This window comes from Mesorhizobium sp. NZP2298 (assembly GCF_013170825.1).
Taxonomy (GTDB): domain Bacteria; phylum Pseudomonadota; class Alphaproteobacteria; order Rhizobiales; family Rhizobiaceae; genus Mesorhizobium.
This window is the reverse complement of the sequence record NZ_CP033365.1, coordinates 407,840-420,317: the sequence shown is the minus strand read 5'-3', so window position 1 is coordinate 420,317 and position 12,478 is coordinate 407,840. Positions and strand designations below refer to the sequence as shown.

10 protein-coding genes are annotated in these 12,478 nt (G+C 63.9%); 2 read left to right on the top strand and 8 right to left on the bottom strand.

Features of this window, described 5'->3' with window-relative positions; translation table 11 throughout:
• Position 1 precedes the first annotated feature (1 nt).
• Positions 2-1,357, bottom strand: a complete 1,356-nt coding sequence (locus tag EB231_RS01880) for an ABC transporter substrate-binding protein (protein WP_172347346.1) — start codon at positions 1,355-1,357, stop codon at positions 2-4.
• A gap of 363 nt (positions 1,358-1,720) precedes the next feature.
• Here EB231_RS01880 and EB231_RS01875 point away from each other — a divergent pair, with 363 nt between their 5' ends.
• Positions 1,721-2,743, top strand: a complete 1,023-nt coding sequence (locus EB231_RS01875) for a substrate-binding domain-containing protein (RefSeq protein ID WP_246740857.1) — start codon at positions 1,721-1,723, stop codon at positions 2,741-2,743.
• A gap of 166 nt (positions 2,744-2,909) precedes the next feature.
• A complete protein-coding gene (locus tag EB231_RS01870; RefSeq protein WP_172347344.1) occupies positions 2,910-4,256 on the top strand; it encodes an NAD(P)/FAD-dependent oxidoreductase in 1,347 nt (448 codons plus the stop codon).
• 94 nt (positions 4,257-4,350) lie between these two features.
• Here EB231_RS01870 and EB231_RS01865 read toward each other — a convergent pair whose 3' ends face one another.
• From EB231_RS01865 to EB231_RS01835, 7 genes are all read right to left on the bottom strand, one after another.
• Entirely contained in the window at positions 4,351-5,799 is a 1,449-nt protein-coding gene (locus EB231_RS01865) for a S8 family serine peptidase (protein ID WP_172347343.1), read from the bottom strand.
• Positions 5,789-6,457 (bottom strand): anti-sigma factor, encoded by a 669-nt coding sequence (locus EB231_RS01860; protein ID WP_172347342.1) that lies wholly within the window; start codon positions 6,455-6,457, stop codon positions 5,789-5,791. The genes EB231_RS01865 and EB231_RS01860 overlap by 11 nt, the downstream gene beginning before the upstream one ends.
• Entirely contained in the window at positions 6,454-7,020 is a 567-nt protein-coding gene (locus tag EB231_RS01855; RefSeq protein ID WP_172347341.1) for a sigma-70 family RNA polymerase sigma factor, read from the bottom strand. Before EB231_RS01855 ends, EB231_RS01860 begins: the two co-directional genes overlap by 4 nt.
• A gap of 283 nt (positions 7,021-7,303) precedes the next feature.
• Positions 7,304-8,143 carry an alkaline phosphatase family protein gene (locus tag EB231_RS01850; protein ID WP_206681889.1) on the bottom strand — a complete coding sequence of 280 codons (840 nt, stop codon included), beginning with the start codon at positions 8,141-8,143 and terminating at the stop codon, positions 7,304-7,306.
• Between the two features lie 97 nt (positions 8,144-8,240).
• Positions 8,241-9,830: an ABC transporter substrate-binding protein gene (locus EB231_RS01845; RefSeq protein ID WP_140770201.1), complete on the bottom strand. Its 1,590-nt coding sequence runs from the start codon at positions 9,828-9,830 to the stop codon at positions 8,241-8,243.
• Positions 9,831-9,995: 165 nt separating this feature from the next.
• Positions 9,996-11,651, bottom strand: coding sequence for an ABC transporter ATP-binding protein (locus EB231_RS01840; RefSeq protein WP_172347339.1), 1,656 nt, complete (start codon positions 11,649-11,651; stop codon positions 9,996-9,998).
• A complete protein-coding gene (locus tag EB231_RS01835; protein WP_056569126.1) occupies positions 11,651-12,475 on the bottom strand; it encodes an ABC transporter permease in 825 nt (274 codons plus the stop codon). The genes EB231_RS01840 and EB231_RS01835 overlap by 1 nt, the downstream gene beginning before the upstream one ends.
• Between the last annotated feature and the right edge of the window lie 3 nt (positions 12,476-12,478).

The window sequence follows — 12,478 nt, the reverse complement described above, 5'->3', positions numbered from 1 at the left end:
GTCACTTGATCGCGTCCCAGCTCTTCTGGATGTCGGCGGCCACGTCCTGGGCGGATTTGCCACCGACCAGATCGATCATGCCGGTCCAGAATGAGCCGGCGCCGATCTTGCCGGGCATCAGGTCGGAACCATCGAAGCGAACCGTCGTCGCTCCGACCAGGATCTCGCCCTGCTTTTTCAGCGCATCGCTGCCATAGGCGTCCTTGTTGGCACCCTTGAAGGGCGTGACGAAGCTCTTCTGCGCCATCCACAATTCATGCGCGAGCGGCATTTCGAGGAACTTGATGAACTCGCGCGATGCCTTGGAATCCTTGGTGATCATGACCAATGTTCCGGCCACTTCCAGCGGCGTGCCGAGTTCCGGCTTGGAGGCGTAAGGCGGATAGTTGAAGAAATCCGCATCCTGGCCGAGCTTCACGCCCTCAGGGAAGAAGGAGGGGATGAACGACGCCTGATGGTGCATGTAGCACTTCGGCGGCACGATAAAGAGGCCCTTCGGGCTGTCGCGGAAGTCGGTCGCGGCCACTGCCTTGGCGCCGCCATCCACCATCTTGTCGTCGGTGGCGATCTTGCCGAAGATGTCGATGGCGTTGACCACCGCCGGATCGGTGAACGGGATCTCGTTCTTGACCCACTTGTCGTAGACTTCCGGCGGCTGCGTCCTAAGCATGATGTCCTCGACCCAGTCGGTCGCCGGCCATCCGGTCGCACCGCCCGAGCCAAGCCCGATGCACCAGGGCTTGCCGCCGTCGGCGATAATCTTCTTTTCGAGCTCGGCCAGTTCCTCCTGCGTCTTCGGTACCTTGTAGCCGGCTTCGTCGAAATTGTCGGGCGAGTACCAGACCAGCCCCTTCACGTCGATCTTGTAGGGAAAGGCATAGAAGCCCGGCTTGCCGTCCTTGCCATTATAGGTGCCGAGCTTTGCCCAGGAGTCGCCTGCGGCGTAGTTCTCCTTGATCCATGCGGCGACGTCGTCGCCCAGCGGGGTCAGGACACCCTTGGAAGCAAGGTCCTGGATCAGGCCCGGCTGTGGCAGGATGGCGATGTTTGGCGGACTGCCGGCCTGCGTGTCGATGACGATCTGCTGCTCATAGTTCTCGGAAGAGGAGTACTTCACCTCGGCGCCGGTCGCTTCGGCAAAATAATCGAGCACCGAACGGGCAAGCGCCTCGTCCTCGCCGCGCCACGGCCCGAAGATGGTCAGGGTCTCGCCCTTGAGATCGACTTTCTTCAGGTCTTCGTAATTTGCCCAGTTGAAACGCTTGTCCTCGCCCGGCTTGAACTTCAGTTCGGCATGCGCGGGCGCGTTCAGGGCGAGCGTGGCAAACGCAGCACCCAGCAAAAGCATTTTCTTCATCGGTATTCCCTCCCAGTGGGTCACACACACCGGACGGAACCTCCATTCCGCCCGCCGACGCCGCAGGACTGTGACTCAGTCGCAAGGGAACCGCAACCTTTCGAAGAGTCTTCCAAAGCGCTTTGGCTTTCCTGATCTCGCCACTGAATCGATCGGAAGTCAAGAGGTTTGGTTAGCTAATCGATTTAATCTCGCCGATTCTGGCGTCAAAAAGTGCACCGCAGCATGCTTTTTGGCAGCGCAGCAGCAATTTTCTGTTTCAAACCGGTCCCGACCCCGCTTATGGTTGTGTCGATGCCCTCGCGGCCCTGTGGCGCTTGGGTCGATTCAATTTAAAAGCGCTTTGAGGGAATGGAGGCCGTTGTGAACCTCAAGCAGCTCGCGCATATGCTGGCGCTTTCGCAGACCACGGTAAGCCGAGCGCTGAATGGCTACCCGGAGGTCAACGAGGAAACGCGCCGGCGCGTGATGGACGCCGCCAAGCGCCATGGCTACCGCCCCAACCCGAGCGCGCGCCGGCTGGCGACCGGCAAGTCCGGCATGATCGGTTATGTCCTGCCGACGGGTGCGGCCGTCGACATCGATCCGCATTTCGTCGAGTTCCTGTCCGGCCTCGGCGACTATGCCCGCTCGCATGAGCTTGATCTTGTGCTGTCGCCGGCCGATGCCGACGACCAGGAGACCACTTACCGGCGCATCGTCGCCAACCGGCAGGTCGATGCCGTCTATATCTCGTCGCCCAGGCCACAGGACAACCGGGTGGCGCTGGTCAGCACGCTCGGCATCCCCTACCTGGTCCACGGCCGCAGCGAGGGCCTCGATTTCGACTATCCCTATCTCGACATCGATAATGAGGGCGCCTTCCACGAGGCGGCGCGGTTGCTGGTCCAGCTCGGCCATCGGCGGCTGGCGCTGATCAATGGCGACGACCGCGAGACCTTTGCCATCCATCGCGAGCGTGGCGTGCGCCGGGCGCTCGCCGCGAGCGGGCTGACCCTCGGCGAGCGCCACGTCTGCTCGGTGGCCATGACCGAAGAAAACGGCTATCGCGCCACCAGGCGATTGCTTGAGGCGAGCGATGCGCCGACGGCGATCGCTTGCTCAAGCCTGATCATGGCGCTGGGCGTCGTGCGCGCGGTGCGCGACCTCGGCCTCACCATTCCCGGCGATGTCTCGCTGATCGCCCATGACGATGTCTTCCCCTGGCTGAAGCCGGAAAATTTTTCCGTACCGTTGTCGACGACGCGCTCATCCATCCGTCTCGCCGGCGAGCGCGTCGCCGAGCGCCTGGCGGCCCGGATATCGGGCCTGGAAGAGGGCGCCCGCGGCGAGGTCTGGCCGGTCGATCTGGTGGTGCGGGGCTCGGTCGCCGGTGCGCCGGCGTAGGAGATAGCCCCAATCGTCCCGTGAGGCCGGCCCTTGCGGACGGCGCCGGACGATCGATTGCCGTGTCGTGGGATAATGGTCTGCCTGCGTCTGCTCTTGATTTGGCTTTGGGAGGGTGGCAACCAGTAAACCAGAGCCATCGATCATTCCTCCCAGGATGCGCCACTTGCCCATATTCCCGTTCTCCGAAGCGGATCCAATCCGACATGCTGGTCCGCCGCCGAAGACATCGGATGTGGTCATTGTTGGCGGCGGTATCATTGGCGTAACGACCGCTCTTTTCCTTGCGCAGCGCAACATTCCGGTGACGCTGCTGGAAAAAGGACGCGTTGCGGCCGAGCAGTCCTCCCGAAATTGGGGCTGGATTCGAAAGCAGGGGCGAGACGCGGGTGAACTGCCGATTGTTATCGAGGCGTCTCGCCTATGGCGGCAGCTGGCTGAGGAATGCGGCGAAGACATCGGTCTGAACCAGACAGGTGTGACCTACCTGGCAAGCTCGGACAAGAAAATGGCCGGCTTCGAAGAATTCATGAAGATCGCCGCGATCCATGAACTCGACACACGCCTCCTCGACGCGGACGAAACCGCAAAACTCATCAAGGGCATGTCGCGCAGGTTCAAGGGTGCGATGACGACGCCCTCCGACATGCGCGCGGAACCTTGGTTGGCGGTGCCCGCGCTTGCTCGGCTTGCCGCCCGAAAAGGCGCCAGGATCGTAGAGAATTGCGCAGTGCGGACCCTCGAAATCTCGGCGGGCAGGATCAAGGGAGTGTGGACCGAGGCGGGGTACATTGAGACCTCCAGCGTGCTGGTCGCGGGCGGCGCCTGGTCATCCCTGCTCCTGGCAAGACACGGCGTGTCCGTCCCTCAGCTCAGCGTCAGGGTAACCGTGGCCGCAACGGAACCCCTGCCCGAAATCTATTCCGGGGCGGCGGCGGACGACCACATCGCGTTCAGGCGCAGACAGGATGGCGGATACACGCTCGCCCCGGGAGGCAGTAATTTGCTTTACGTTGGGCCCGACGCGTTCCGGCACGCCACCAAGTATCTTCCGGCCCTCATGGCCAATCCGTTCGGAACGCGTTACTTTCCGTTCGCTCCGTCAGGCTACCCCGACAGCTGGTCGACGCCGCGCGACTGGGCACCGGATTCCCGCAGCCCCTTCGAAAGCATGCGGGTGCTCAACCCAGCCGCCGAACGCTCCGGTCTCCGTTCGGTAGAACGCAATTTCAAACACCTCTTTCCACAGTTCGAAACGCTTCGGCTAAAGGCGGGCTGGGGAGGCATGATCGACGCCATGCCCGATGTCGTCCCTGTCGTCGATCGCGTGGAGGCGGTCGGCGGTCTTTTCGTCGCGACCGGCATGAGTGGTCACGGGTTCGGTATCGGGCCAGGAATCGGTCGCGTCGTTTCCGACATGATACAGGGAAACGAGACTGGGCATGATCTCAGCCGCTTCCGGCTGTCGCGCTTCTATGATGGAAGCGCCGTTCGATTGGGGCCGGCTCTATAGGGGCGCGCGCCAAGCATGGTCCATCGCCATGCAGGTCGGCGACTGCAATCCACCCATCTTGGCCGTTGCAGATAGCCGGTGTAGGTGCCCAGGCTCACTCCTTCGCCGCTTCGGCCGCCTTGATGTCCAGCAGTCCGTAGCCGAAGTCGTTGTCGCGCCCCTTGGGGCCGAGATCTTTCGCTGTCGCCGCCAGTGCTTTCTCGATGTCGTCGGCCGAGCGCCCGGGCGCGGCATGGAGGAGATTGGCGATGGCGCCACTCACGATCGCCGCCGCGAACGAGGTGCCAGTGACGACATCGGAGCCGGCGCCGCTTGGCGCCACCATCTCGACGCCGGGCGCCGAAATGAAGACATAGGCGCCACGGTTGGCCTGCGGCATCAGAGCGTCCTTGGCGTCGGTCGCGGTCACCGCGATGACGCCGTCGAAGGCGGCCGGATAGCCATAGGGTGCCTTCGGCCCGTTATTGCCGGCGGCGGCGACCAGCACCATGCCGAGTGCCCGTGCATTGCGGCAGGCGGCGCCGAGCAGGCCGTTCTTCGGCCCGACGAAGCTCATATTGATGATGCTGACATTCTGCTCGGCCGCCCAGTCGAGTGCCGACAGGATGACGTCCATGGTCGACTTGCCGCCTTCGAAGGCACGGGCGTGGTAGATCCTGGCGCCCGGCGCCATGCCTCCAAGCGCGCCGACGCCGGCGATCAGGCCGTCGATCGAAGTACCATGGTCGCGCTTTTCGATCGGCACGTCGGGCATTGCGTCGAACTGACCGGCGATGACGCCGGCCAGTGCCGGATTGGTGTCGTCGATGCCGGTATCGATAACGGCAACACGAACGTTTTCGCCGCTGGCTTGCTTGGCGTCGAGCGCGATGCGATCGAAGGCATAGTTGACGATGCCGGCGGCCTGCTGCAGCGAGTAGATGTGGTTGGGCTCGCGGCGCTGCGTGCGGCCGTCGGCGGCAAGCTGTGCCAGCACGACGCCGACAGGGCGGCCGTCGGGAATGCCGAAACGCACCAGCGTGGTGCCGAGCAGCCGCGATTGGCGCTGCGAACGAACCTGAAGGCCGAAGGAGGCGGCGATCTGCTGCACGGCGCCGGCATCGCCGTCGACGGTCACCAGCACCTCGTCGGGTACGAAATCGCCCACCACCGCGCGCTGCGGCTGAACGGCGATGAGATCGGTGGGCGAAACGATCGGCCCACCGGCCGAGGTTCCCGGTTGCGTATCGGCGGGGGCGGCCGGCGGCGTACCCGGATCCTGGCGCGGTGCGGGTGTCGGCACGGGCACCGGAGTTTCGGCGGGATTGGGAAAGAGGTCGACGATCAGGGCCGGAAGAAAGACGGCGCCGGGCCGCGCCGCCCCCGCACCGTCCTTTTCGTTGTCCTTGGCGCAGTCGGCTCCTGCCGCATTGGTACCGTTGCGGCAGTCGATCTTTGTCTGGTCGCCAGTGGTGTCGTTGGTCTGTGCCGATGCAGGCACTGCGGCGATTGTCATCGCCGCCGCAAGGATCACCGCAAATCGAATGACCGCCTCAGCCGCCATCAGCCGGTTTCCTTCCCTCGATCACAGTCTCGGTGAACGGCTGGGCAGCAATAAGGCCGAGCTGCTTGGTGTAGTCGGCTGCGTTGGCCGCGGGAATGCCGAGCCGGAACACGCCATCGGCGGTCGGCCCGCCAATGATCTTCAACCCGCTGCTGCCGAGGAAGCCCGAAATATCGGATATCTTCGCATCCGGCTTGAACTTGACCAGCGCGAACGGCATTTTCGCCAGGTCGTCTTGGGCGCCGGCAATCTCGAAGTCCTTGCCCTTGCCGCCGGGCTGCACCAGGGACTGCACCGCGATCAGGGCCAGCAAAACCGCGGCCGTGGCCCAGGCGACACCGACCGGCACCGCCATGAACCGCCCCCAGGCCTGCGCCAGCCAGGAGGAGCCTGCCGGTGCCCGTGCCGGTCCCGCTTCGGCGTCGAGTGCCCTGGCGAAGCGGCTGAGCGCATCGGCCGGTGGACGGATCGCCTCATTGGCGGCAGATACGCCGGAGAATTCGGCCTCCGCCTCGCCAAGGGCTGCCATTGCGGCTGGATCTGTCGCCAGCCATTCTTCGACGGCTTCCAGCTCCGAGCCTTCCAGCGAGCCGTTCAGGTAGAACGGCAGCAGCGTTTCCATTTCGTCGCGGCGCGACATTTTTTCAGCGGCGCTCATGGCCACCCCCTGTCGTAACCGGCGGCCTTGAGGGCCTCTCCGAGTTTCTTGCGGGCGTAGAACATCCGGGTCTTGACGGTCGCGACCGGGATGCCGAGCACCTCGCCGATCTCGGTCACCGACTGTCCGTGATAATAGGCAAGGTCGATCACCGTGCGGTGCTCTTCGGGCAAGGCATCGACAAAGCGGCGCAAGGCGGCGGCCTTGTCCTCTTTCATCGTGACGACCTCCGGCGTGTCGGCGCTGTCGGGCACCGCGGCAGCGGCCTCATCGTCGATCCAGTCTTCCTTCTTCTTGCGCAGCAGGGACAGCGCCTTGAACCGGGCGATGCCGAGCAGCCATGTCGAGACTTCGGAGCGTCCCTCGAAGCCTGGCGCCTGTCGCCACAATTCGAGGAAGACTTCGTTCGCGATATCGTCAGCCATCATTTCCGATCCCGTCTGGCGCGTCACGAAGCGGTATACGCGCGCGTGGTGACGCATGAACAGGAGCCGCACGGCGGCACGGTCGCCCTTCGCGACCCGGTCGACAAGCGCGCGATCGGTATCCGTCGCTGCCGTCATGACCGGTCGAGCCGCCTGGCTCCTGTCTGCTCTGTCGCTGATCGGTCCAAAAAGGTTCATCCTCCGCCAAGGAATTCGCGGAGGCTAACTGAAGAAAGGGGAGGTTGCCAGTAGGGGCGCCTCTTCCTTCCCCCCTTGTGGGGGAAGGTGGATCGGCGCGCAGCGCCGAGACGGATGAGGGGTGGGGTGACGGAGTGCCGTCGTCGCCAAGCTGGAGCACCCCTCATCCGACCTCGCTTCGCGAGGCCACCTTCTCCCACAAGGGGAGAAGGGAAAGTCGCGCTCACCCCAAGAACGTCTTCGCCTTCATCGTCGCCGGCACCGGCACGCCGAGCCGGCTCAACACGGTCGGCGCCAGCTGCAACTGGTCGAGCAGCGTATCGCCCTCGGGGCCTTTCGCCGAACCGAAATAATACAGCGCGAAATCCTGCATTTCGTCGTCATGGCCGCCATGGTGGCCACGGTCGGTCTGGCCGTGGTCGGCCGTGACCATGACCTCGTAGCCGGCTTCGATCCAGCCCGGCAGGAAGGCTGCCAGCATGCCGTCCATCGCATAGACGGCATGGTCCATCTCGTGGCAGTCGTGGCCGAAGCGATGGCCCATCGAGTCCAGCGTGCATGTGTGCAGGATGCCGTAGTCGATGCCGTGGCGTTTCGTCAGCATGGTCAGCGTTGCGAACAGGTCGACGTCGCTCGGCGTCATCTGGTTACGGGCATTGTAGCCGGTCATGGTGTGGAACCGGCCATGCGTGATCGGACCACCGGGCTCGTCATATTCCATGTCCTCCACCAGGTCGAACGGATAGGACCGGAAGAATTCCGACCAGTAGGAGTGCGTCACAGCGCCGGTCTTGCCGCCCGCCTTGCTGACTTCCGAGAAAATGTCGGGCTGCGCGACCCGGAAGCGGTTCTCGTTGGAAAGAATTCCATGCACCTGCGGCGACACGCCGGTGTGGATGGAAGCATAGCAGCAGGCTGAGGTCGATGGCAGCACCGAGCGCATCTTCCAGACCCGTGCCTCGCCCGATTGCACCCAGCCCTCGAGATTGCCCATCAGCCGGCGCCAGTTCCTGTAGGGAACACCATCGAGGATGATTAGCAGAAGTTTGGATTTGAGCGCCACGGGCAGCTCCATGATGTCCAGCAGTTGAAACGGGAACGCCGCGTGCCGTTTCGGGCACACGGCGTTCTTACACGTGAATCAGGCAGGCAGGGTTCGACTAAGCGTTGAGCCAGCACTCGCCAAGCGCGTAGCCGTCCATCATTTCGCCGATAGGGCTCTTGGCAAACCCGCTGATCTTGTTGGTGGCGGCGGCATCGATGAACTGGTTGAAGAACGGCACGATCAGGCCGCCTTCGTCGCGCATCAGCACCGCCATGTCGTGGTAGATCGCCTTGCGCTTGGCCTGGTCGAGTTCGCCGCGCGCCGCAAACAGCATCTTGTCGAATTCCGGCCGCTTGAAGCGCGTGTCGTTCCAGTCGGCGGTCGAAACGTAACCGGTGGAATACATCTGGTCCTGCGTGGCGCGCCCACCCCAGTAGGAGAGCGAGAAGGGCTGCTTGTTCCAGACCTCCGACCAATAGCCGTCGCCCGGCTCGCGCTTGATCTCGATCTTGATGCCGGCCTTCGCGGCGCTCTGCTGGTAAAGCTGGGCCGCGTCAACGGCGCCGGGGAAGGCGACGTCGGAGGTGCGCAGCAGGATGGAGCCGCTGTGGCCCGACTTCTTGTAGAGCGCCGCCGCCTTTTCCGGATCGAACTTGCGCTGCTCGATGTCAGTGGAAAACAGCGGGTAGGCTTCGTTGATCGGGAAGTCATTGCCGACCGAACCGTAGCCGCGCAGGATCTTTTCCAGCAATTCGTCGCGGTCCATGGCGAGCTTGAGCGCCATGCGAAGGTCATTGTTGTCGAACGGCGCCGTGTCGCAGAACATGTTGAACGGATAGTAGCCCTTGCCCGACACGTTCTCGATGGTGACGCCCGGGATGCGCTTGACCAGGTCGACGACCTTTGGCTCGACGCGGTTGATCATGTGCACCTGGCCGCCCTGCAGCGCGGCCAGCCGCGCCGTCGCGTCATTGATGACGACGATCTCGATCTGGTCGGCATGGCCCAGCTTGTCGCCTTGCCAGTAGTTGGCGAAGCGCTCGCCGCCATGGCGCACGCCGGGCTGGTTGACAGTGACCTTGTAAGGGCCGGCGCTGATGCCGGCATTCGGATTGTCCTTGCCGCCATTCGGCTGGATGACGAGATGGTAGTCGGCCATGAGGTAGGGGAAGTCGGCGTCCGCATCGCCGAGCGTGACGATGACTTCCTTGCCGCTCGCCTTGACGCCCTTGATGTTCTTGAGGATGCCGAGCGCGCCGGATTTGGACTTCTCGTCGGCATGGCGCTCGATCGTGGCTGCGATGTCTTCCGCTGCCACCGTCTTGCCATTGTGGAACTCGATGCCGTCACGCACCTTGATCGTCCAGGTCTTGGCGTCCTTGGAAGCGCCGATCTCCTGCGCGATCATGTTGGTCAGGCTGTTGTCCGGCATCAGCCGGACCAGATATTCGCCCCACTGCTTGCCGAAACTGTAGGTGACCTGGCTGAGGTTCAGCGCCGGATCGAGGCTGTTGGTCGATTCGCCACCCTGCAGGCCGGCCTTGAGGATGCCGCCCTTGACCGGCGTCTGTGCGAAGGCTTTCCCGGCCAGCGTCGTTGCCAGCGCCGCCGACACACCCAGCGCCGCGGTGCGGCCAAGGAAGTCGCGACGTGATATCCGGCCCTGGCCGGCGAGCTCAGCGAGATGGTCGAGTTCAGTCTTCATGTCCTACCCCTTGTTGAAAATAACGTCACACCGGCGCCGCCCGTCCGGAAGGACCTGTGGCGCCCTAGTGTTGCATGCTGATGACGATGGTCGCTCCCCGGCCAGCCGCTTCAGTCCATCCCTTTGTTTTAGCTGAGCGGAAACCCGCTCGCCTTCCGGAATTGCTCAGTTCCCCGCGCTGGCCATGCGCCGCCCCTTGATGGCCTTTTCCAGCCAGCCGATCTCCATTTCCGGAACCGACGACAAGAGAAGGTCCGTATAGGCATCGAAGGGCGGTGTGAGAACCTTGCTCTTCGAGCCGTAGCGCACCACTTCGCCGCGATACATCACCGCGATCGAATCGGCGATCGACTTCACCGTCGCCAGGTCGTGGGTGATGAAGAGATAGGCGACCTTTTCGTGCTGCTGCAGGTTCAGCAGCAGCTTCAGGATGCCATTGGCCACCAGCGGGTCGAGCGCCGAGGTGACCTCGTCGCAGATGATCAGCTTCGGCTTGGCGGCAAGCGAGCGCGCGATGCAGACGCGCTGCTTCTGGCCGCCCGAAAGCTCGGCCGGATAGCGGTCAAGGAAACCCTTGCCCATCTCGATCTCGTCGAGCAGTTCGGCAACGCGCTTGTCGCGTTCTCGGCCGCGCATGCCGAAATAGAATTCGAGCGGGCGGCCGATAATGGTGCCGACGGTCTGGCGCGGGTTCATCGCCACGTCGGCCATCTGGTAGATCATCTGCAACTGGCGCAGATCCTCCTTCGGCCGGTCGGCAAGCCGGTTGGCCAGCGGGCGTCCATCGAAGGTGACATTGCCCTGCTCGGGCGGCAGAAGTCCGGTGATGGCGCGCGCCAGCGTCGACTTGCCGGAGCCGGACTCGCCGACCACGGCCAGCGTCTGGCCGGGATAGATATCGACCGAAACGTTCTTCAGCACCTTGACCTGGCCGCCGCCATAGGCGGCGGTGACATTTTTCACCGACAGGAACGGCGTCCCGCCCGGCTTCTGTTCGGCATGTTCGATCTCATGCACCGAGACCAGCGCGTTGGTGTATTCCTGGCGCGGCTCCTTGATGATCTGCCTTGTGCCGCCCCATTCGACCAGCCGGCCGTGGCGCAGCACCATGATCTCGTCGGAGACCTGGGCGACCACGGCAAGGTCGTGCGTGATGTAGAGCGCCGCCACATGGGTGTCGCGGATGGCATCCTTGATCGCCGCCAGAACGTCGATCTGTGTCGTCACGTCGAGCGCCGTCGTCGGCTCGTCGAAGACGATCAGGTCCGGTTCCGAGCACAGCGCCATTGCCGTCATCACGCGCTGCAGCTGGCCGCCCGAGACCTGGTGCGGAAAGCGTTCGCCGATGGTTTCGGGGTTTGGCAGGCTGAGCTTCTTGAACAACGCGACCGCTCGCTTCTCGGCCTCGGCGCGTGTCGCCGTGCCGTGCAGCAGCGTGGCTTCCACCACCTGGTCCATGAGCCGGTGCGCCGGATTGAAGGCGGCGGCCGCCGATTGCGCGACATAGCAGACCTCGCGGCCGCGCAGCTTGCGGAAGCCTTCCTTGCCGCCCTTCAGGATGTCACGGCCATTGAGGATCACCTCGCCGCCGGTGATGCGCACGCCGCCGCGGCCATAGCCCATGGAAGACAGGCCGATGGTCGACTTGCCGGCGCCGGACTCGCCGATCAGGCCCAGCACCTTGCCCTTTTCCAGCGTCAGCGAGACATCGTGCACCAGCACGATGTTCTTTGGCGCCTCGCCGGGCGGGTACACCGTGGCCTCGATTCGCAGGTTGCGGATATCGAGCAGCACGCCGGGTTTCGCTTTGCTGTCGGCCATCACCCGCGTCCTCCCTTCAGGCTTGTCGTGCGGTTGAGGATCCAGTCGGCGACAAGGTTGACCGAGATGGCGAGCGCCGCGATCGCTCCCGCCGGAATGAGCGCGGCGGCAATGCCGAAGACGATGCCGTCCTTGTTCTCCTTGACCATGCCGCCCCAGTCGGCGTCCGGCGGCTGCACGCCAAGGCCGAGGAAGGACAGCGTCGACAGGAACAGCACCGCATAGATGAAGCGCAGGCCGAGTTCCGAAACCAGTGGCGACAGCGCATTGGGCAGGATCTCGCGGAAGATGATCCAGGCACTGCCTTCGCCGCGCAGTTTTGCCGCCTCGACATAGTCCATGACGTTGATGTCGACGGCGACCGCGCGTGACAGGCGGTAGACGCGTGTCGAGTCGAGGATGCCCATGACCAGGATCAGCGTCACCAGGTTCGTCGGCAGCACGGAGAGCACGACCAGACCCATGATCAGCGTCGGGATCGACATCAGCAGGTCGACGAGACGCGACAGGATCGTGTCGAACCAGCCTCCGAACACCGCCGCCGAGAAACCGAGTATGGCGCCGAGCGAGAAGGACAGCGCGGTGGCCAGCACGGCGATGAACAGGGTGATGCGGGCGCCGTAGATCATGCGCGACAAGAGATCACGGCCCAGATTGTCGGTGCCCAGCCAATGCGTTGCCGACATCGGCTCCCAGACGTCGCCGACGATCTCGGCATTGCCGTGCGGGGCGATCAACGGTGCGAAGACCGCCGCCAGCACGAACAGGGCGGTCAGCACCAGGCCGATCAGCGCGGGGATGGGGATGCGTTTTATATCGAGCATGCC